This window comes from Herbidospora sakaeratensis (assembly GCF_001570525.1).
Lineage (GTDB): Bacteria > Actinomycetota > Actinomycetes > Streptosporangiales > Streptosporangiaceae > Herbidospora > Herbidospora sakaeratensis.
Genome location: NZ_BBXC01000018.1, coordinates 41,640 through 62,559 on the forward strand (window position 1 = coordinate 41,640; position 20,920 = coordinate 62,559).

15 protein-coding genes are annotated in these 20,920 nt (G+C 71.1%); 7 read left to right on the forward strand and 8 right to left on the reverse strand.

Translation table 11 applies throughout. The features are described 5' to 3' along the window. Positions 1-269: 269 nt before the first annotated feature. From AW271_RS28485 to AW271_RS28510, 6 genes are all read right to left on the reverse strand, one after another. A complete protein-coding gene (locus AW271_RS28485; protein ID WP_062340695.1) occupies positions 270-845 on the reverse strand; it encodes a hypothetical protein in 576 nt (191 codons plus the stop codon). Between the two features lie 336 nt (positions 846-1,181). Next, positions 1,182-2,261 (reverse strand): 2-oxo acid dehydrogenase subunit E2, encoded by a 1,080-nt coding sequence (locus AW271_RS40905; RefSeq protein WP_062340696.1) that lies wholly within the window; start codon positions 2,259-2,261, stop codon positions 1,182-1,184. Then, a complete protein-coding gene (locus AW271_RS40910) occupies positions 2,258-3,235 on the reverse strand; it encodes an alpha-ketoacid dehydrogenase subunit beta (protein ID WP_062340697.1) in 978 nt (325 codons plus the stop codon). Before AW271_RS40910 ends, AW271_RS40905 begins: the two co-directional genes overlap by 4 nt. 10 nt (positions 3,236-3,245) lie before the next feature. Next, the gene (locus AW271_RS28500; RefSeq protein WP_062340698.1) at positions 3,246-4,136 is read right to left on the reverse strand and encodes a thiamine pyrophosphate-dependent dehydrogenase E1 component subunit alpha; all 891 of its coding nucleotides are present in this window, start codon (positions 4,134-4,136) and stop codon (positions 3,246-3,248) included. Further along, the gene (locus tag AW271_RS28505; protein WP_062340699.1) at positions 4,133-5,548 is read right to left on the reverse strand and encodes a condensation domain-containing protein; all 1,416 of its coding nucleotides are present in this window, start codon (positions 5,546-5,548) and stop codon (positions 4,133-4,135) included. Before AW271_RS28505 ends, AW271_RS28500 begins: the two co-directional genes overlap by 4 nt. Continuing rightward, positions 5,545-6,921, reverse strand: coding sequence for a class I adenylate-forming enzyme family protein (locus AW271_RS28510; protein WP_062340700.1), 1,377 nt, complete (start codon positions 6,919-6,921; stop codon positions 5,545-5,547). The genes AW271_RS28505 and AW271_RS28510 overlap by 4 nt, the downstream gene beginning before the upstream one ends. Before the next feature lie 282 nt (positions 6,922-7,203). Here AW271_RS28510 and AW271_RS28515 point away from each other — a divergent pair, with 282 nt between their 5' ends. The 4 genes from AW271_RS28515 to AW271_RS28530 are packed head-to-tail and all read left to right on the forward strand — an operon-like array spanning position 7,204 to position 15,551. Continuing rightward, entirely contained in the window at positions 7,204-12,237 is a 5,034-nt protein-coding gene (locus tag AW271_RS28515; RefSeq protein WP_062340701.1) for a non-ribosomal peptide synthetase/MFS transporter, read from the forward strand. Beyond that, complete coding sequence (locus tag AW271_RS28520) at positions 12,197-12,439, forward strand: acyl carrier protein (protein ID WP_061294331.1); 243 nt, start codon at positions 12,197-12,199, stop codon at positions 12,437-12,439. Before AW271_RS28515 ends, AW271_RS28520 begins: the two co-directional genes overlap by 41 nt. Further along, positions 12,436-13,707 carry a condensation domain-containing protein gene (locus AW271_RS28525; protein WP_062340702.1) on the forward strand — a complete coding sequence of 424 codons (1,272 nt, stop codon included), beginning with the start codon at positions 12,436-12,438 and terminating at the stop codon, positions 13,705-13,707. The genes AW271_RS28520 and AW271_RS28525 overlap by 4 nt, the downstream gene beginning before the upstream one ends. Then, positions 13,704-15,551, forward strand: coding sequence for a N,N-dimethylformamidase beta subunit family domain-containing protein (locus tag AW271_RS28530; protein ID WP_062340703.1), 1,848 nt, complete (start codon positions 13,704-13,706; stop codon positions 15,549-15,551). Before AW271_RS28525 ends, AW271_RS28530 begins: the two co-directional genes overlap by 4 nt. A gap of 69 nt (positions 15,552-15,620) precedes the next feature. Here AW271_RS28530 and AW271_RS28535 read toward each other — a convergent pair whose 3' ends face one another. Together AW271_RS28535 and AW271_RS28540 are read right to left on the reverse strand one after the other, a co-directional pair. Continuing rightward, positions 15,621-16,259, reverse strand: a complete 639-nt coding sequence (locus tag AW271_RS28535; protein WP_062340704.1) for a M15 family metallopeptidase — start codon at positions 16,257-16,259, stop codon at positions 15,621-15,623. A 4-nt stretch (positions 16,260-16,263) separates the two neighbouring features. Beyond that, a complete protein-coding gene (locus AW271_RS28540) occupies positions 16,264-17,430 on the reverse strand; it encodes an ROK family transcriptional regulator (protein WP_062340705.1) in 1,167 nt (388 codons plus the stop codon). Between the two features lie 202 nt (positions 17,431-17,632). On the opposite strand from AW271_RS28540, the gene AW271_RS28545 reads away from it, so the two are divergent. The 3 genes from AW271_RS28545 to AW271_RS28555 are packed head-to-tail and all read left to right on the forward strand — an operon-like array spanning position 17,633 to position 20,873. Further along, positions 17,633-18,958, forward strand: a complete 1,326-nt coding sequence (locus AW271_RS28545; protein WP_062340706.1) for an extracellular solute-binding protein — start codon at positions 17,633-17,635, stop codon at positions 18,956-18,958. Positions 18,959-18,963: 5 nt separating this feature from the next. Then, complete coding sequence (locus AW271_RS28550; protein WP_062340707.1) at positions 18,964-19,986, forward strand: carbohydrate ABC transporter permease; 1,023 nt, start codon at positions 18,964-18,966, stop codon at positions 19,984-19,986. Next, the gene (locus AW271_RS28555) at positions 19,983-20,873 is read left to right on the forward strand and encodes a carbohydrate ABC transporter permease (RefSeq protein ID WP_245653248.1); all 891 of its coding nucleotides are present in this window, start codon (positions 19,983-19,985) and stop codon (positions 20,871-20,873) included. Before AW271_RS28550 ends, AW271_RS28555 begins: the two co-directional genes overlap by 4 nt. The last annotated feature ends 47 nt before the right edge of the window (positions 20,874-20,920 follow it).

The window sequence follows — 20,920 nt, forward strand, 5'->3', positions numbered from 1 at the left end:
GACGTGCAGGTGAATCGCGATGACGAGCCGCGGAAGCCGCGCGGCGTTGCGGCGGCGCGCGGCGGGCCTGGTGTCCCGGCTCAATGAAGGTGGCACGACCAAGGGACTTCGAGCTGGACGCGTGCCACTGTCCCGGTTCAACGAAGGTGGCACGGCCAAGGGGCTTCGAGCTGGACGCGTGCCACGCTCATTGAGCTGTCAGAGCCACCCGCGGCCTGGTGATCCAGGACAAGCGCCCCCTCTGGTGCCGCTCCGACCCGCCGGAACGGTCAATAGGCGCACTGGACGACGACGTCGTCGAGTTCGGCGCGTGAGGCGAACAGGTGGTTGAAGGCCTTTCCGACGGTCAGCCGCAGCACGACGTCGGAGCGCTGCGCGATCCAGCTCACCGTGTGCAGGCGCCAGGCCGGGTCCACCGTCTGGTCCACCGGTACCGTCTTCAGGGCGATGTACGTCCAGTCGGCCGGGTTGATGACCTCCAGGTTGAAGGTCGCCGGGGCGTTGCGCAGGTCCAGCCAGACGCCGGCGCTGCAGCGGGCGCCGGGGTGGGCGGGCACCGGGGTGAGGAAGATGGTCCGGCTGAGCGAGCACCAGCCGCCGGTGTTGCTGACGCGCAGGCCGGCCATGCCGGTGCCGGTACGGGGCGAGGCGACCCCGACGCTCTGGAAGTACGGGGCCTCGCAGTCGCCCTGGTCGGTGAACGCCCACCGGGCAGCTGGGTTCGACACCGGTTCGAAGCCGTCGGAGAGCTGCCAGATGCCCGCGGACGCGGGCCCCGCCGGGACGAGTACCGCTGCCAGGGCGATGACCACCGCCATCAGCGCGCGTAAGAGTGCTGAGCGCATAACCGAGCTCCTTGTCAGACCTGAGACGACACCGTCATTCTGCGGGCCGCCGGGAGATCCGTTCACCCTGGACTTTCCGCCCCGATAAACCAGGGTCGCCCCTGGCGCCGACCGGCCCGGCCACTCTCACCTGCACCGATGTCCTGCGGGTTGTCTCAGCTCAAGCAAGGTGACACGGCCAACGGGCTGCGAACTGGCCGCGCGCTGCTTTCACTGAGCCAGCACACCTGGCAGCGTTGCGGAGTGCTGGTGCAGCTCCACGTGACACATCAGCGAGATGCCGGCGAACGCCAAAACGCCGAGGATTTCGCCCAAGAGGGCTGGGCGGCCGGACCGTCACTCCGTGGCGACCAACCCGCGTACCTCCCGCTGGAGGGCGTGCAGGAACCGGGCCGCGTCCCGCCCGTTGATGAGCCGGTGGTCGTAGGCCAGCCCGATGTGGGCCACCGCCCGCGACCGCACCTCCCCGCCGTCGAGGTAGAGCACCTCCTGAGGCGCCGTCACGGCCAGTGCGCAGGCCGTGCCCGGGAAGATGAACGGGATCGCCAGCGTGACGCCGCCGTCGTGGTGCAGGGTCACGGCGATGTTCGCGTCCGCCAGATCGGCGGCGCTGAAGTCGCCCTTCATCGCCGCGACGCGATACTCCATCAGCCGCGTCGCCACCTCCTGCATCGTCTTCGAGCCCGCGTCATGGACGACGGGCACGTACAGGCCGTCGCCGGTGTCGAAGGTGACGCCGACGTTGGCGCGCTCGGAGAGCACCGCCTGAGTGCGGTCGGGCCCGAGAGTGGCGAAGAACAGCGGAAACTCGCCGTGGAGCCGGGCCACGCCCATGACGAAGAGCTCGGCCAGGCCGACCGGACGGCGGACCTCCTTCGTCAGCCGCCGGGTCGCGGCGAGTTCCTCGTCCAGGGGCATGTCCACGACCGCGTAGGCGGCGGGGATGGTCGAGTGCGACAGCGTGACCGCCCGGCCGACGGCCTGCTGGACCTTCGACAAGGGGGCGGTCCGGGTGGAGGTCTCCGCCGCCAGTCGTTCCACGTCCGCCCGCCGGACCACGTTGACGCCCAGGGCCGCCAGCTGGGCTTCGGTCACGCCCAGTTCGTCCATGGCCGCCCGTGCCGGAGCGGTGATCACCGGGCCCGCCGGCGCGGCCTGCGGGGCGGCCGCCACCGGGGCGACCGGGGTCGGGGCCGACGCGCCGATCGTCGCCAGGAGGTCTCCGGGGGCGCAGTCGGCCATCAGGGCGATCTCCTGCCGCAGCACTCCCGTCGCGTCGGCGGGCACCTCCTCGGCCGACTTCGAGGTCTCCAGGACGGCGATCGGGTCGCCCTCCTTGACCTCGGTCCCCGTCGCGGCCAGCCATTCGACCAGGACGTAGGTGTCGTCGTTGTTGTTGAGCTTGGGGACCTTCACTTCAGGGACTCCAGGACGGTGTCATAAACGGTGGTCTCGGTCAGCAGGACGGCACGTTCCAGGTGGCTCGCCGTCGGGATGATGCTGTCGGCCGAGTGGGCCAGCGCGACCGGATTGCGCAGCACGCCCCACAACTCCCGGTGCAGGGCGTGGGCGACCTCGGCGCCCCATGTCCCGCCGGCGGTGCTCTCCTCGGCGACGACGACCGCCTTGGCCTCGCGGGCCACGGCCACCAGCGGGGCCGCGTCCAGAGGGTGGAGGCGGGAGGGCACCAGCAGGGTGCAGACGATCTCCTGTTCCAGCAGGAGGCGGCGCATGGCGGCGAGGGCCCGGTGGGCGACGCCGCCGGGGGCGATGATCACGCAGTCGGGGGGCGTGTCGACGTGGACGCGGGCCAGGCCGCCGGTGAGGTCCCAGGTGAACAGGTCGTCCACCTCGTGCATGCGCTTGGTGTAGAGGATCTTGTCCTCGAAGAAGACGCAGGGGCGCTCGGCGGCGATCATCTCGGCGAAGACGGCGCGGTTGTCGTGGAGGGGCGACATCTCGTAGACGTCGAGGCCGGGCACGCCGATGAAGTGTTTCTGCAGGCTCTGGCTGTGGGTGGGGCCGTAGCCGCGACCGCCGCCGGTTGGCAGGCGGACGATGAGGCGCATCGGGACGCGGGAGCCGTACATGGAGACGGATTTGGCGGCGAAGTTGACGATCTGGTCGAAGGCCAGCGTGACGAAGTCGCTGAACATGATCTCGACGATCGCGGTGTCGCCGCACAGCGCGAGGCCCGCCCCGACGCCGGTGATGGCCGACTCGCTGATCGGGGTGGTGAGGACCTGCGCGGGAAACCGCGTCGACAACCCGCGGGTGGCCTTGAAGGCGCCGCCGTAGGGGTCCAGGAGGTCCTCTCCCAGGAGGAAGGCCCTCGGGTCGCCGGCGAGCACCTCGTGCAGCGCCTGGTTCAGGTTCTCTACGACTCGCATGCGTCCCGCCTCATGGCTTGGCACCGTGCAAAAGGCGTGGGTCAGAGCTGCCCTGACCCCACGTCGACAGGGGGCGGGCCTTCACATCCCGCACCACGGACTCGACCAGGTCCAGCGCCCGGGTGTCCGCCTCCGCAAATCCGGGCAGGTCAGACATCTCCCGATACCAGTCCCACAGGTCCGACACCCCTGACCGGGTGTCGTCGCCCTTGCTGTGAGGGCCGAGCCGGTTGACGGAGAACTCCACGACGAGAGGAGACCCGTCACGCACGGAGGCGACCAACGGCGTGAGCACCGCGCGGATCGACGCGATGTCGCCGGCCGGCAGGGCCACATGGCGGACACCGAAGGCCGCACAGCGCATCCCGATGTTTCCGGACATCGCCATGGCCGTCGGGGTGGTCTGCGCGATGCCGTTGTGCTCGACCACGACCAGCAGCGGCAGCGACCACAGGGCCGCCAGGTTCAGGGCCTCGTAGACCGCCCCCTCGCCCCACGTCCCGTCGCCGATGTACGCGCAGGCCAGCGCCCCCGAGCCGCGCAGGTGCAGGGCGGCCCCGGCCGCGACGGGCAGGCTCTCGCCCTGCACGCCCGTCGACAGGTAGCCCTCGCGCAGGATGTGCTGGCTGCCGCCGACGCCGTCGCAGACCGCGCCCTCGCGGCCCATGATCTCGGCCAGCAGGCCGGCCGGGTCGTCGAAGCGGGCCAGGTAGTGGCCGTGCCCCCGGTGGTTGCTGAAGACGTGGTCGCGCGGGCCGAGCAGCGGCGCCACCGCCACCGGCACGATCTCCTGGCCCAGGCAGGTGTGGGTGGTGCCGTTGAGCTCGCCCTTGGCGAACAGGTCGAGCAGGGCGCGCTCGAAGTGGCGGATGAGCAGCAGCCGGTCGAGGTCGGTGGTCACCTGACGGCCGGTTCCGCCTCGCGGATCGCCTGGACGACGCCCGCGATGGTCGGGGTGTCGAAGAAGACGTCCAGGGGGACCTCGACGCCGAGCCGCTTGCGCATGCGGGCGATGATCTGGGTGATGGTGAGGGAGTGCCCGCCGAGGTCGAACAGGTCCTCGTCGTCGCCGATCTCGTCGATGCCCAGGACGTCCTGCCAGATCTCGCGGACGGCGTCGTCGAGGCCGGTCGCCTGCGGGGCGCCGTCCACGGGGCTTTCTGGGTTGTTCATGATGGTGAGAAGGTCCTCCGCTATCCGGGCGACGTCCGGCTCCGTGCCGGAGCCGGCGCCATATTGCATGATCACGTAGAGGCCGTCGGGGTGGTCGACGGCCTGGAGGTGCAGGGTGCTGCGGACGGAATGGTTGAAGGCGGCCCAGTCGACGACGGTCTTCACGCCGGTGAAGACAGGGTCGGGGCGGCGTTTGCGATAGCTGACCGAGACCTGCGCGAGGGCGGTGCGCGGGCGCACCCCCCTGACGGCGCGGGCGTAGGGGACGTGCCGGAAGCGGTACATCGCGCGCAGGTCGCAGTGGAGCGTGCGGGCGACGTCGGCGACGGCGCCCTCCGGCGCGACGGTGACGGGCAGTTCGTTGACGAACAGGCCGATGTTGTCGCGCACGTCCGGGACGCGGGTCGACAGGTCGACGGCGACGGTCGGGGCGGGGTCGCCGTAGCGGTGCAGCAGGGTGTGCACGGAGGCCAGGAAGAGCTCGAAACGGGAGACGCCGGGCAGGTCCGGCAGTTGCCCCCGGAAGGTGTACACCGCCCCCTCGGCGGCCCCCCGGCCGGCCGGGGTCAGGCCCGGCAGCGTCGTCGCCTCTCCGGGCTGACGCGCCGACCAGTACGCCTTCGCCTCGCCGAGGTCGTCGCGCACCCGCTCCCGCTCGCCCTCGGCGAAGCTCGCGTAGGACATGCCGAGCCGGGGCCGCGACTCGCCGTTGTAGAAGTCGGCCAGGTCTCTGACCAGGATGTCCTTCGACTCGCCGTCGAACACCAGGTGGTGGGCCACGAACACCAGCACGTGCCGTTCGGGGCCCAGCTTGGCCAGCGTGAACCGGGCGAGGGGCCCGTTCTCGACGTCGAACGGCCGCAGCGTCTCCTCCCGCACGAACCCGGGGAGGTCGTCGGCGGTGGTGAGCCTGATCGGCGGGCGCCGGCCGGGCACCATCACGGGCAGGCCGTCGACCTCGGCGACCGCGCTCGACAACACCGCGTGCCGCCGCACGACCGCCTCGCAGGCCGCGTGCAGCGCGCACGCGTCAAGCGGTCCGTCGAAGTCGACGACCAGCGGCATGTGGTAGGCGGTCCGGGCGCGGCCCATGCGCTCGGTGATCCACATCCCGGTCTGCGCGAACGACGCCTCGGTCATGGCAGCGCCTTCTTGTCGACCTTGCCACCCCGGTTGCGCGGCAGCGCGTCCATCGTGGTGACCTTCGCCGGCAGCTCGTGCGGGGCGAGCCGGTCGAGCAGGAAGGCCCGCAGGTCGGCGAGCGGGATCTCCTCCTGGACGACCAGAGCCGCCGCCACCACCGTCCCGAGCACCGGGTGGGGCACCCCGTAGGCGGCGGCCTCGGTGACCAGCGGGTGCGCGTGCAGCGCCTCCTCGACCTTCAGAGTGGAGACCTTGTGGGCGCCCGACTTGACGACGTCGCCGGTCCGGTCGACCAGGAACAGGTAGCCCTCCTCGTCGAGGTAGCCGAGGTCGCCCATCCGCACCCAGCCGTCGCGGAAGGTGTCCGACACGGTCTCGCCGAGGTAGGCGCGCGGCGCGGCGGGTGAGCGCATCCACACCTCGCCGACCTCTCCGGGCGCGGCCGGGGTCCCGTCGCCGGCGGTGATCCGGACCGACCCGCCCGCCGCCGCCCGGCCCACCGAGCCGGGGCGCTCGGGGTCGAAGACCATGATCGTCTGCGCGGGGGCGGCCTCGGTCGAGGTGTAGTAGTTCGTGATCATCGCGGCCGGGAACAGGCCGGCCAGCCGGACCGCCACGGCCGAGGGCAGCGGCGCGGCGGCCGACCCGAGCAGCAGCACGCTGTCGAGGGGCTCGGCCTTGGCCGACAACATCTCGATCGCCATGGCGGGCACCAGGAACACCGTCCCGGCCTGGTACTTCGCGATGAGCGAGGCGAACCGGCCGGGGGTGAAGACGGGGGTGGTGACGACGGTCGGATGCGCCGCGATGGCGTTCACGAGCATCATCTGACCGGCGTTGGTGCCGATCGGGAACGCGTGCGCGAGGTGCCTGGAGTGCCGGAAGGCCCGGCGGCGCGGGTCGCGGGGCAGGCCGTGGGCCAGGTTGGCGTGGGTGGCGGTGACGCCCTTGGCCACACCGGTCGTGCCGGAGGTGAAGAGGATCTGCGCCGGGTCGGCCGGCGACACCCGTCGGACCTCTGTCAAGGGCCCTGTCATGAAACTTTCATTGCGCAGAATCCGAGTCATTCCGACACGTTCCGCTAGATGTCCGATCTCTCCCTCCGGCGTCCGGTCGGAGATCGGCACCGCGACGGCCCCCGCCCGCAGCACCCCCATGAACGCCACCGCGTAGTCGAGCCACCCGGCGTGGGGGTACACGAGTCCCACCGGCTCCCCGGGGCGCACACCTTCGGTGATCAGCAGGTTCGCCAGACCGTCGGCGCGGTGGTCCCAGTCGGCGTGGGTCAGTTCCCCCACACCGTGGACGATCATGGCGACGCCGTCAGGCTCGGCGGCGGCGCGGGCCGCCAGCAGATCCGAGAGCGTCATTGGACTTCCTCAAAGATCGGATGAATACTGCCCGAGCACTGCATTACTGAAAAGATTCTTTCCAGTTAGATCAGTCGCCAGTGTGGCACGGTCCGGACGCTCGTCACAAGGGGTATCGGGCTCCGGCGGCCCAATGGGTGTGCCACGTTTAGAGCTTGTGAGAGGCGGCGGGGCGTGCCAGACTGACGCCGTCCACTAATTGCAAAGAACCTTTCCAGTTAGCTTCCCCGGCTGAGGCGTTTGGCCTCTTTGTGCTGCATTCGTCCGATCACTTGAGGGAAGATGCTCGCCGTCACACCGGCCAATCCGCTCTCGCTCGGACAGGAACGGCTCTGGTTCCTGCACGAGCTCAACCCCGACGACGCGTCGTACAACATCTGTGTGACCGAACGGCTCGTCGGCGATCTCGACGTGGCCGCTTTAGAGCGGGCACTTGACACGGTCATGCGAAGGCACGAGGTATTGCGGACGCGCTACCCCGCCGTCGACGGCAACCCGGTCGCACTGGTCGAGGACCGTGCCCTCCCCCTCGAACGCGTCTCCGGCGTGCCGCTGGCCGACCTCACCAACCGGCCGTTCGACCTGGCGAACGGTCCCGTCGTCAGGGCCTTTCTGACCGACGACCAGACGCTCGTCATCGTCCTGCACCACATCGCCGGCGACGGCTGGTCGCTCGGTCTCCTGTACGACGAGATCGCCGCCCTCTACGCCGGCCGCGACCTGCCCGACCTGCCGATGCAGTACGGCGACCACGCGCGCAGGCAGCGTGAGCAGCCGATCGACACCTCTTACTGGCGCGACCGGCTCGACCGCGTGCCGGTGCTCGACCTGCCCGCCGACCTGCCCCGGCCGAGGATCCGCACCTCCAGAGGCGCGGTCGTGGCCCGAAGGCTGCCCCGGGAGCTCGCCGACCAGGTGAACGCGCTCGCCCGCAAGGAGCGCGTCACCCTGTTCATGCTGCTCATGGCGGCCTTCCAGACCCAGCTCCACCGCTACACGGGGGCCGCCGACTTCGCCGTGGGCACCCCCGTCGCGGCCCGGCCCGACGAGGACCTCGAAAGGCTCATCGGGTTCTTCCTCAACACCGTCGTGCTGCGCGCCGACCTCACTGAAGATCCGACCTTCCGCGATCTGCTGAAGCGCACCCGGCGGACCGCGATCGACGCGTTCACCCACGCCGACACGCCGTTCGACCGGGTGGTGCAGGACCTCGGCGCAGCCCGCGACCTGAGCCGCACGCCCGTCTTCCAGACCCAGTTCAGCCTGCGCAGCGAGGCCGGCACCCGCCTCCACCTCGACGGACTGGTCGCCGAGCCGGTCGACCCCGACTTCCGCCAGGCCAAGTTCGACCTGTCGCTGGAGATCACCCCGACCGGCGACGGCCTGGACGCCTTCTTCGTCTACTCGGCCGACCTGTTCCACCCCGAGACGGTCGAACGCTTCGCGGCCAACTTCGAGACGCTGCTGCGCTCGATCGTCGACGACCCGGAACAGCCGGTCTCCCGCCTCGGCCTCGTCTCGGCCCCTGAGCGGGAGCTTCTCGCCAGGTGGTCGGAGGGGCCCGACGACCCGGTCACGCCCGAGCGGGAGACCCTCGCCGAGGTCGTCTCGACCCGCTGCCCCGACCGGGTCGCGATCCGGCACGGGGACGACGCGATCACGTACCGGAGACTGCACCGGAGGGTCGCGGGCACCGCGCGGCGGCTGCGGGAGCGGGGCGTCGGCCCGGGGGTGCGGGTGGCGGTCTGCATGGAGCAGTCGATCGACCTGGCCGTCGCGCTGCTCGCGGTGCTGAAGGCGGGCGGGGCCTACGTGCCGATCGACCCCGAGTATCCCGACGAACGCCGCGCCTTCATGGTCGAGGACTCCGGCGCGGCGCTGCTGCTGACCGAGATCGACGACGCCGAGGCCGACGACCTGGCACCCGTCGGCGACGGCGACGACCTCGCCTACGTCATCTACACCTCGGGCTCGACCGGGAGGCCGAAGGGCGTCGCGGTCGCCAACCGCGAGATCCTCCGCTACCTGGCCGACGCGAAGCACCGCTTCTCGGTCGAGGACGACGCCGAGTACGCCCTCCTCCAGTCGCTCGCCTTCGACTTCGGCATCACGATCCTCTATCTGTGCCTGAGCACCGGCGGCACGCTGCACCTGCTGCCCGCCCGCATCTCCGGCCCCGAGCTCGCCGGGCACATGCGCGGCATCGACTACGTCAAGCTCACCCCGTCGCACCTGGGCGCGCTCGCCGCCGACACCGACGACGTCGCCACCCTCCTGCCGCGCAAGCTGCTCATCTTCGGCGGCGAGGGGTCGAGCTGGGAGTTCGCCCGCGACCTCGCCCGGCGGGTGCCGGTCGTCAACCACTACGGCCCGACCGAGGCCATCGTCGGCGTCTCGACCTACCGCGTCTCCCCGTCCACCGCGCCGACCAGGCCGATCACCCCGATCGGGCAGCCGCTGGGTCATTCGGTCCTGTACGTCCTGGACCGGCACCTCGCGCCGGTCCCGGCCGGCGTGGCGGGCGAACTGTGCATCGGCGGCCGGCTGGCCCGCGAGTACCTGGGCCGCCCCGACCTGACCGCCGAGAAGTTCGTCGACCACCCGCTGTACGGCCGCCTCTACCGCTCGGGCGACCTGGCCCGCTGGCTCCCGACCGGCGACCTGGAGTTCCTGGGCCGCCGCGACCTCCAGGTCAAGATCCGCGGTTACCGGGTCGAGCTCGGCGAGATCGACGAGGCGCTGCGCCTCGTGCCCGGCGTCTCCCACGCCGTCACCGACGCCCGGGACGGCGAGCTCGTCGGCTACGTCGTCGCCGACCCCCGGCCCGCGATCGGCGACCTGCGCCGGACGCTGGCCGAGCGGCTGCCCGAGTACATGGTGCCGACCCGCTGGGTGTTCCTCGACGAGCTCCCGCTCAAGGGCCACGGCAAGGTCGACCGGGCGGCGCTGCCCGCCCCCGAGGACAGCCGCGCCGAGGACGTGCCGTTCGAACCTCCGGCCGACGCCTGGGAGGAGGCCGTCGCCGCCGCCTGGTGCGAGGTGCTGGGGCTCCGGCAGGTGGGCGTCCTGGACGACTTCTTCGACCTGGGCGGCCACTCCCTGCTCGCGACCCGCGTCGTGGCCAAGCTGCGCCGGACCCTGCCCGAGGGGTCGTCGCCGATCGCCCTGATGGACCTGTTCCAGCACCCGACGGTCCGTGCCCTCGCCGCCGTCGCCCGGTCGGCCTCGGGCCCCCGGCCGCTGCTCTACCGGCTGACCGGGGCGGGCACGAAGGCGCTGGTCTGCGTGCCCTACGGCGGCGGCAGCGCGGTCGTCTACCAGCCGCTCGCCGACGCCCTGCCGCCCGAATGGGAGCTCTGGTCGGTCGCGGTGCCCGGCCACGACCTCGGGCTCGCCGAGGAGTCGCAACCCCTGGAGGAGGTGGCCCGCCGCTGCGTCGAGGAGATCCTGCGTGTCGAGGCCCCCATCACCCTGTACGGCCACTGCGGCGTCGGCGGCGCCCTCACCGTCGAGATCGCCCGCCGCCTCGAAGCGGCCGGGCGCGCGGTCGACACCGTCTACCTCGGCGGCATCTTCCCGTTCGCCCGCCCCACCAAGGGCCTGCTCGGCCGCTGGGCCGGTCTGGCCCGGCTGGAGCGGTTCCGCAGCGACAAGGGCCAGCTCAACTGGCTCACCGCGCTCGGCGCCGACCTGTCCGATTTGGACGACGCCCAGAAGGCGTTCGTCATCGGCAACATGCGCCACGACGCCCGCGCCGCCGAGGACTACTTCACCGCGCTGATGGACAGCGGCGCCCCCAAGCTGAAGGCGCCGATCGTGTCCGTCGTCGGCGAGTACGACCCCGCGACGGACTACTACGAGGAACGCTTCGCGGAGTGGGGCTTCATCGCGGAGCGCACCCGGCTGGTCGTGCTGGACGAGGCGGGCCACTACTTCCTGAAATATCGCCCAGACGAGCTGGCCGCCATCGTCACGGCCCCGGCCCCGGCTCCCGTCGCCGCCCGCGCCGAGGCGGTCCCGGCCGGGCCCGCGCCCTCGGTCAGGCGGTTCCTGCTGGTGGCGTTCGGCCAGATGGTCTGCCTGGCCGGGTCGACGCTGACCGAGTTCGCGCTGCCCCTCTGGGTCTACCTCCAGCACCAGTCGATGACCCAGCTGGCCCTGCTCCAGGTCCTGGCCGTCATCCCCGGCGTGCTGGCCGCGCCGCTGGCCGGGGCGCTGGTCGACCGGTCGTCCAAACGCGCCGTGATGATCGGCGGCAACGCGGCGGCGCTGGCCGTCCAGGCCGCGACGGGCGTGCTCGTGTGGACCGGGAACCTGCACGTCTGGACCCTCTACCTGCTGCTGCCGCTGTTGTCGGTCGCACTGACCACCCAGCGGCTGGCGTTCACGGCGGCCGTGCCGCAGCTGGTCCCCAAGCGGTATCTCGGCCACGCCAACGGCATCGCCCAGACCGCGCTCGGCATGGCCCAGTTCGTCGCGCCGCTCGCGGCCGTCGGCCTGATGGCGGTCTGGGGGCTGCAGGGCATCCTGATCCTGGACGTCGTCGGCCACGTCTTCACCATCGTCGTGCTGGTACTGGTGGCCTTCCCTGCCGCGCTGGCCATGCGCCGCCGGGAGACGGTCGGCCGGGAGATCGCCGAAGGGTTCAGGATCTCGTTCGGCAACCCCTACTTCCGGGCGATGGTCGTCTTCTTCGCGTTCCTGTCGCTCGGGTTGTCGCCGGTCTTCATGATGTACTCGCCGCTGGTGCTGGAGTTCGGCACCGTCCAGGAGGCGGGTGTGATCGCGCTGGTGGCCGGGTCGGGCGCCGTCGCGGGCGGTCTCACGATGGGCCTGTGGGGCGGGCCGTCGAAGCGCCGGATGCGGGGCATGCTGCTGCTCACGTTGATCATCGCCGTGTCGTGCGGCGTCGTGGCGCTCCGCGACGACCTGGTCGTCGTCGGGGTCGGCGCGTTCGGCGTCAGCTTCGGCCTGGCCCTGGTCAACGGCGTCTACAACACGATCATCCAGGTCAAGGTGCCGCAGCGGTTCCACGGCCGGGTGTTCGCGCTCAACCAGATGGTCGCCTGGTCGACCATCCCGATCGGCGTCGGGATCATCGCTCCCGTGGGCACCGGGCTCCTCGGCGACGTCTCCCTGATGTACGCCGTCTTCGCCGGATTCATCCTGCTGGTCGTGGCCGGGGCGCTGCTCACCAGGAGGCTGGCCCGGTTCGACGACGCGGTCCCCGACGCCACCCCCGACGACCTGGTCGGGCTGGAACGGAAGGTGCGGAATGAAGGAAAGACTGGCCGAACTGGTGTCGGAGTCGTGTGACGGCGAACTCACCCCGGCCGACGTGCTGGCGGCGACCGTGCCGCTGGCCTACCTCGGCGTGACCTCGCTGGCGCAGATGCGGCTCATCGACGCCGTCGAACGCGAATACGGCGTCGAGGTCGACCTGAGCGGCGACGTGACGTTCCTCGACAGCGTCGACGGGCTGGCGGCCTGGGTCGAGGCCGCCCGGTCACCGGCATGACGGAGCGGGCCGCCTTCTCGGGCGGGCGTACGGGGACGGCGTCGTTCACCTGGGGTCAGCGCGCGATCTGGGAGGCGATCGAGCGCACCCGGCCGGACGACCACTACTTCAACTTCGGCCGGGTGCTGCCGCTCGGGGCGCGCCCGGCGTCGGTGTCGTCGGCCCTGTGGGCGCTGGGCCGCCTGGTCGAGCGGCACGAGTCGCTGCGCACCCTGGTCGCCGACGGCGGCCAGTCGCTCCGGGCGAGCGGGGAGCTGACCGTCCGGACCGGCGACGACCCCGCCGTCCTGCTGGCCGAGCTGGCGGCGACCCCGTTCGCCTACGCGGACGAATGGCCGCTGCGCGCCGGGCTGGTGCTCTCCCCCGACGGGCTGGTCACCCATCTGGTGCTGGTGTTCTGCCACCTGGCCGCCGACGGGCTGGGGGCCGAGCAGGCCATCCGCGACCTGCGGCTGCTGCTCCTGCGCGGCGGCGCGCCCGCGTCCCGGCCGCCGCAGCCGATGGACATCGCCCGCTGGCAGGGCTCGGACGCGGGCCGCCGGGTGGCGGCCGAGGCGGCGGCGTACTGGGAGGACGCGCACCGGCGCATCCCGCCGACGATGTTCCACGTGCCGTCGGGCGCCGGGGAGACGCCGCCCGTCTGGCGGGCGTCGTTGCGCTCCCCCGCCGTCGACCTGGCCGCGCAGCGCATCGCGGTCCGGCACGGCACGAGCACCTCGACGGTCCTGCTGACGGCGGTGACCGCGCTGGTGTCGGAGATGACCGGGCACGAGACGGTGGCGATGTTGCCGATCGTGGGCAACCGGTTCCGGGCCGACACCCGGACCGCGGTGACCACGATGTCGCAGGAGGGGCTGTTCGTCCTGGACGTGGAGAAGGTGCGGTTCGACGAGCTGCTGGGCCTGGCGGGGCGGGCGGCGCTGCGGGCGTACCGGAGCGCCTATCACGATCCGGCCGACCGGTCGGCGGCGCTGGCGCGGGTCGCGGCCGAGCGGGGCACGGTGGTGCACCCGTGGTGCTGCTTCAACGACATGCGCTTCGCCGACAACCCCGTCTACCGCGACGAGGCGCTGATCCGCCGGGCGCTCAGTGAGAGCACGCTCAGCTGGCCGATGTCGCAGGACCAGCTGAACTGCCGGTTCTGCGTCCACCTCAGCGGCACCATGGACGTGTCGGTGACCGCCGACACCCGGTGGTTGTCCAAGGCCGACATGGAGCGGTTCCTGCACGGCCTGGAGACCATGCTGGTCGAAGCGGCGCTGCGGTGATCGCCTACGCCGAGGCGACCTCGTGCGCCCAGGGCCGCCCGCTGACCTTCCGGCTCGACGGCGACAGCGGCGTGCACGTCCACGACGCCACCACGGGCGCCCACGTGCTGACGACCCGCGCCACCGGCCCGCGCTGGACGCTCGACATTCCCGGCCACTGGCCGAGCTCCCTCTACCGCGCCCACTTCACCGACGCGCCCGCCTCCGAGGTGCCGAGGGCGACCGGTGAGCTGCCCGGCGTCGGCGTGTCCGGCGACGACGAGGTCTACTTCGTCGTGACGCCGGCCGGGCCGAAGAAGGACATCCTGGTGTCCATCCCGTTCGGCACCTGGCAGGCGTACAACCGCGCCGGGGTGCCCGGCGAGGGCCTCTACTGGACGGAGGACCCGTCGCGGGCCGTCGAGGTGACCTTCGACCGGCCGGGCGGCGGCCCGTCGCCCGAACGCTGGGAGGACGGCTTCCTGCGCTGGTTGCGCCCGGCGGGCTTCGACGCCGACTTCTGCGACGGCCTCGACCTGTCGCCCGGCCTGCTCGACGGCTACCGCCTTCTGGTCGTCAACGGCCACGACGAATACTGGACCCGCGAGATGCGCGACGCCTGCGAGGAGTTCGTGCGGCGCGGCGGCAACATGGCGATCTTCGCCGGCAACACCGCCTGGTGGCAGGCCCGCCTGGAGGGCCGCACCCTGGTCTGCCACCGCGACCCTTACACCGACCCCGTCGACGACCCGGCGCTGGTCACCGCCGAGTGGTCGACCGTCGGCCGCCCCGAGAACACGCTGACCGGCGTGTCGTTCCGCGCGGGCGCGGGCACCTGGGGCCCGTCGATGCCGCTGATGAACGAGGAGTCGTACGTCACCCGCTTCGCCGGCCACTGGGTCTTCGAGGGCACCGGCCTGACCGAGGGCGACAAGTTCGCCCAGGGAGCCCTGGGCTACGAGACCGACGCGGCCGAGTTCGTCGAGGTGGGCGGCGTCCCGAGGGTCACCTCGCGCGACGGCACCCCGCCGTCGTTCACCGTGCTCGCCACCGCCGACCTGCGCCACTGGCGCAGCGGCGGCCAGGGCGGCTGGGCGACCATGGGCGTCTTCACCTCGGGCCGCGGCACCGTCTTCAACGCCGCCACGGTCAACTGGGGCAACACCCTCCACGACCCGGTCGTCGACCGCATCACCCGCAACGTCCTGACCCGCCTCGGTTCCGGGCACGACGGCTGGGACGTGATCGGCGAACCGTCGGACGTCCGCGCGCTGGCCGCCGACGCCCGCGTCCTCTACGGCGTGACCTCCGACGGCGCACTGGTGGCCCGCGAACTGTGCGGCCAGAACCTGACGTGGCGCCCCATCGGCTGGGCCGGCGACGTGACCTGCCTCGACACCCCGCGCGAGGCGGCGGGGCGACGCGGCGTGCTCCTCTACGGCGTCACCCCCGACGGCACCCTGCGCTCACGGGCGGCCGTGGAGATGCCCGCCCCCTGGACCGACGAGGCCCGCTGCCCCGAGGGCACCGTGGCCCTGGCCGTCGCCGACTGCACGTTCTGGGCCGCGACCGCGGCGGGCCGCCTGTGGGCGATGCCCTTCACCGGCGAGGAGTGGCTCGACCGAGGAGAGTGCGACGCGGTCGCGATGAGCGGCATGAACGGCCGCCTCTACGCCCTGACGAGCACCGGAGAGCTGGTCACCCGCCGCCCGGACGCGACCGACACGTGGCAACCGGCGGGCGACCTCCCCGAGGGCACCACGACGTTCACCGCCCACGCGGGCCGCTTCGTCGCCACGGCCCCGGGAGAACCGCTGCGCTGGCGCGATACGCGCTTCACCAGACCCGAAAGGCCGTGTCGGTGACAAGATCGCCCGTGTCCTGCTGATGAACGAGCACGATGGCCGCGGCCATCCGGGGCGGACTCTCTCAGGTCAGAGCTCGACCGGCCCGTAGACCGCCGCCTCGCGCCCCCGCGTCATGGCCCAGTAGCGGTCGCCGTAGGACCAGTGCCACCACTCCGTCGGATAGTTGACCAGCCCGACCGCCTCCAGCGCCGTCGCCAGCACCTTGCGGTTCTGCATCGCCTCCGCCGAGATGGCGGTGGAGGCGGTGTAGCAGGCCCCGTCGCTCTGCTCGGGCGTCGCGTTGACCTCGGTCCCCATGTCGAGCTCGACGCCGTCGTCGTCGCACAGCGTCAGGTCGACGGCGGCCCCGGCCGTGTGGGGCGCGACCTCGACGGGCGAGACGAAGCGGCTGGCCGCCACGTGCAGCTCATCACTCGACATGTCCGGAAACGTCGCGCGCAACGTCTCCCGGTACTCCTCGAACCACTTCCGCTGCAACGACACCGGCCGATACCCCTCGACGACCACGAGGTGCACGCCCAGCGGCAGCACCACCCGCCGCAACCGCCCGGCCACCCCTTCGCGCAGGTGCGCGAACGCCCCGGCCGGGTCGGCCAGGCGCAGGTCGACACGGAGGAAAGCGCGCACGTCGACGAGCGGCTCAAGGCAATCGATCACCGGTATGGAGGTCACCCGGGGGTCGGAGATCAGAATGACGTCACCCATATCGTCAGACCGTATCCGAGAAGACCTGCTCCCTCGCCTCCTCCAGGGCGGCCACCAGCGCCCCCCGGAGCACCGGGTTGCCGTCGACCTCGGTCACCGCCACCCGGGGCCGCGAGGGGCAGACGCGCGCCACCTCGTCCTCCACCCGCGCGGCCAGTTCCTCGCCGCCGGCCCGGCCGACGTCGCCCGACAGCACGATGAGCCCCGGGTCCAGCACCACCGCCACGGCCGCGACCCCGACGGCCAGGCGGTCGGCGAGTTCGTCGAGGAAGCTCCCGTTCCCCTCGGCGACGGCCTTGGCGACCAGTTCGGCCACGGGCGCCTCGCCCGGTCCCACCCCGTGGGCCAGGGCCATGCCGTGCAGGGCGTCGCCGCCGACCAGCCTCTGGAAGGAGCCGGACTGCGGGTCGCGTACATCGGAGGGAAGGGGCTCGCCCGGGACGGGCAACCAGCCGATCTCGCCCGCGCCGCCGGTGATGCCACGGTGCAGGCGTCCGCCGAGCATGACGCCGAGGCCCTGTCCTATCCCGGCCCACATGATGACGAAGTCGTCGAGGCCCCGGGCCGCCCCGTGGGCCTGTTCGGCCAGGGCGGCGAGGTTGACGTCGTTCTCTATGCGGACCGCCCGGCCGAGGTCGGCGCGGAGCTCGGCCAGCACGCCGAAGTGCCACGCGGGCAGGTCGAAGGAGTAGCGCACGTCGCCGCTGCGGGGGTCGACGACGCCGCGGGTGCCGATCACCAGGCCGCTGAGCTGGTCAAAAACAATCCCGGCGCGCTCGCAGGCGCGGACGAGCGCGTTGTGCACGAGCTTGACGGGGTCGCGGGCCTCGCTGGGGTCGACGGTCACCTCGGCGATGGCCCGGCCGGTGATGTCGGCGACGCCGGCGGTGACGCTGTCGGGCGAGACCTCCAGGCCGGCGACGTACGCCGATTCGGGGTTGACGGCGTAGAGGGCCGCGTTGGGGCCGCGGCCGCCGGCCCGTTCGCCGGCCGTCGTGACCAATCCCCGGTCTTCGAGGCGGGCCAGCAACTGGCCCGAGGTGACCTTGCTGAGTCCGGTGAGTTCGCCCAGCTCAGCACGGGTGAGGGGGCCCTGCAGGAGAAGGAGCTCCAGGGCCGATCTGTCGTTTATCTGCCGGAGCAGCCGGGGCGTGCCGGGACGTCGGGCCACCGCTGTCTCCCTTCTCGTCACGATCCGCTAACGCGGGTTTTTTTTAAGAAAGTTTCTTGTTAGTTTAACGGCAGTCACCCCATAGGCAAGCGATCAAGCCTCTGAGGTGCCACAAACGCCGACCGTCAGCAACCCCAAGGTGCGCGGCCCGCCGACACCTCAACTTGCCTAGACGAGAAGCCGGGAAGGGAGAACCCCCAACGTGAAGATCGTGAAGATCGCCGGCGTAACAGCCGCCCTCGCCCTGGGTGTCGCCGCTTGTGGTGGTGGCGAGACCGCCGAGCCTGCACCCGCCGCCTCCGCCGCCGAATCGGCCCCCGCCGCCGCCGGTCCCAAGTTCGCCGGTCAGACGCTGACGATGTGGCGTCTCGGCGACTCGAACCCGCCGGCCCAGGCCTACATGGACGACCTGAACGCCGAGTTCCAGAAGGTCACCGGCGCCACGGTCAAGCTCGAGTGGATCCCGTGGCCGCAGGTGAACGACAAGTTCACCGCCGCCGCCGCGGGCGGCGCCGGCCCCGACGTCACCGAGATCGGCAACGACCAGGTGCCGCTGTGGGTCAGCCAGGAGGCCCTGAGCCCGATCACCCCGCTGACCAGCGCGGGCGACCAGGCCCAGATCCCGAAGAACCTCTTCGGCCTCGAGACCATCGACGGCGAGGTCTACGCCGTGCCGTGGGGCGCCGGCACCCGCGCGGTCCTCTACCGCAAGGACTGGTTCGACGAGCTGAAGATCGAGGTGCCGAAGACCTGGGACGAGGTCACCGCCGCCGCCAAGAAGATCCAGGACGAGAAGGGCAAGGACGTCGACGGCTTCGCCTTCAACGGCGGCTCCGACGCCAACCACCTCCTCGGCGCCATGGCCTGGTCCGAGGGCGGCGACTACGCCGTCAAGGAAGGCGACAAGTGGGTGGGCAAGCTCACCGACCCGACCTTCAAGGCCGGCTTCGAGACGTACACGAGCCTGGTGACGGGCGGCCTGTCGGGCAAGTCGCGGCTGACCCAGAACACCGTGGACATCCGCACCCGCTTCGCCAACGACAAGGTCGGCATGTACCTGACCGCGTCGTGGGACATCCCCGGCATCGAGACCGACTCCAAGGGCAAGGTGAAGGCCGACCAGCTGGCCTTCTTCCCGCTCCCCGCCAAGTCGGGCGGTGAGGCCCCGGCGTTCTTCGGCGGCAACGACATCGCCGTCTGGGGCACCACCAAGAACACCGAGCTCGCCAACGAGTACATCAAGCTCGCCACGAGCAAGCAGTGGGCCGACCGCTACGCCAAGGACGGCGGCCTGCTCCCGGTCTACCCGGACACCCTGGCCTCGCTGGCCAGCGACCCGGTCCAGGCCCCGTTCGCGGCGGCCTTCGCCAAGGCCCGGTCGTTCCCGGCCGACCCGAACTGGACCGAGGCGGGCGAGACCAAGGCGGTGCTGCAGAACGCGGCCCGCTCGGTCATCGAGGGCAAGGCCTCGGCCGATGAGGCGCTCGCGACGGCCAACAAGGAACTCGAAGACATCCTCAACCAGTAGCGACGATGACCGACACGTCGATCGCCCGCCGGGGCGGAGGCCACGCCTCCGCCCCGAGCGGGCGCCCCCGCCGCTCTCACCGTCCGCAGAAGGCCTCTGGTCTCAACCCGAAGCTCATCCCGTACGTCCTGCTGATCCCCGGCGTGCTGGTGATGGCAGCGCTGCTGCTCTACCCCATGATCCAGGCCGGGATCATGTCCTTCCAGAAGGTCGGGATCCCGCAGATCCGGGACGTCAACCCCCGGCCGGCCGACTGGGTGGGCTGGGAGAACTACACCAAGATCTTCGAGAACGACATCTTCTGGTCGGCTCTCCGCAACACCCTCGTCTTCGCCTTCGTGACCGTCTCGCTCACCCTGATCGTGGGCACCGGCGTCGGGGTGCTGCTCCAGCAGCTCAGCAAGCGCATGTCGACCGTTCTGATCGTCGGCATCATGTTCGCGTGGGCGGTCCCACCGGTCGCGCAGGGCGTGATCTGGCGCTGGTTGTTCGACGCCGAGGCCGGGATCGTCAACTGGGCGCTGAACCTGCTGCCCGACTTCCTGTCCACCGCCCTGTTCGGGCGGGCCGACTGGACCGGCGTCCCGTGGCTCAACGAGGCGTACACCGTCTACATCGCGCTGATCATGACGGTGGTCTGGGCCTCGTTCCCGTTCATCGCGGTCTCGGTCCTGGCCGGGCTCAAGAGCATCCCGAACGAGCTCTACGAGGCCGCCAGGGTCGACGGGTCGAGCCCCTGGAGGACCTTCCGCACGATCACGTTCCCGCTGCTGAAGCCCGTGTTCGCGGTCCTGACGATCCTGTCGATCATCTGGGACTTCAAGGTCTTCTCGCAGCTGTACGTGCTGCTGAACGGCCCCACCAACCGTGAGGCGTTCAACCTGTCGATGTTCTCCTACGCGGAGGCCTTCCGGCCGCCGCCGAAGATGGGCTCGGGCGCGGCCATCGCGGTGATCCTCACGATCATCCTGCTGATCGTCACCGCGTTCTACGTCCGCCAGATGATCAAGTCGGAGGAGGTGCAGTGACCACTCTGACATCGCCCCAGGTCAGGCGCCCGCGCGACACCGCCAGGACCCGCAAGAAGCTGCGGAAGATCGCCCTCAACGGCACCGCCGTGGTGGTGTTCGTCATCGCGATGTTCCCCGTGTACTGGATGGTCTCGACCGGGTTCAAGACCAACGACCAGATCTTCACCACGGAGTTCATCCCGTTCCCGACGAGCTTCACCTTCGAGCACTTCGACCGGGTGCTCGACCAGGGCGTGGCGGGCAACTCGATCTGGCTCTACCTGCGCAACAGCGCGATCGTCGCCCTCGGCACGGTCGCGGTCGGCGCGGTCTTCTCGCTGCTGGCCGCCACGGCGGTCTCGCGGTTCCGCTTCAAGGGCCGCACCTCCTTCCTCATCACCCTGCTGATCGTGCAGATGGTGCCGGCGGAGGCGCTGCTCATCCCGCTGTTCCTGAGCGTCAAGCGCCTGGGCCTGTACGACCAGCTGCTCGGCCTCATCGTGGTCAACGTCGGCCTGACCCTGCCCTTCGGCATCTGGATGCTGCGCACGTTCGTGGCGGCCGTGCCGAAGTCGCTGGAGGAGGCCGCGTGGATCGACGGCGCGAGCCGGTTCACCACCTTCTGGAAGGTGCTCTTCCCGCTCGTCGCGCCGGGCCTGGTGGCGACCAGCATCTTCAGCTTCATCACCGCGTGGAACGAGCTGATCTTCGCGTTGGTGCTGATGAGCGACCCTTCGGGCTACACGATGCCCGTGGCGTTGCAGTATTTCTTCGGACAGCGGGGCACCGACTGGGGCGCCATCATGGCCAGCTCCACCCTGATGACGATCCCCGTCGTCGTGTTCTTCCTCCTGGTGCAGCGACGCATGGTCTCCGGCCTCGTCGCGGGCGCCGTCAAGGGCTGACCGCCCACCTGTCTTCACGGCAGATTCCCGGCGCGAGCCACGGCCGG

Bases quoted from the DNA above. Each gene is read 5' to 3' on its own strand.
- AW271_RS28525 (WP_062340702.1), top strand. From the start codon at position 12,436: ATGACGGAGCGGGCCGCCTTCTCGGGCGGGCGTACGGGGACGGCGTCG.
- AW271_RS28485 (WP_062340695.1), bottom strand. From the start codon at position 845: ATGCGCTCAGCACTCTTACGCGCGCTGATGGCGGTGGTCATCGCCCTG.
- AW271_RS28505 (WP_062340699.1), bottom strand. From the start codon at position 5,548: ATGACCGAGGCGTCGTTCGCGCAGACCGGGATGTGGATCACCGAGCGC.
- AW271_RS40910 (WP_062340697.1), bottom strand. From the start codon at position 3,235: ATGCGAGTCGTAGAGAACCTGAACCAGGCGCTGCACGAGGTGCTCGCC.
- AW271_RS28550 (WP_062340707.1), top strand. From the start codon at position 18,964: ATGACCGACACGTCGATCGCCCGCCGGGGCGGAGGCCACGCCTCCGCC.
- AW271_RS28520 (WP_061294331.1), top strand. From the start codon at position 12,197: ATGAAGGAAAGACTGGCCGAACTGGTGTCGGAGTCGTGTGACGGCGAA.
- AW271_RS28510 (WP_062340700.1), bottom strand. From the start codon at position 6,921: ATGACGCTCTCGGATCTGCTGGCGGCCCGCGCCGCCGCCGAGCCTGAC.
- AW271_RS28535 (WP_062340704.1), bottom strand. From the start codon at position 16,259: ATGGGTGACGTCATTCTGATCTCCGACCCCCGGGTGACCTCCATACCG.
- AW271_RS28515 (WP_062340701.1), top strand. From the start codon at position 7,204: ATGCTCGCCGTCACACCGGCCAATCCGCTCTCGCTCGGACAGGAACGG.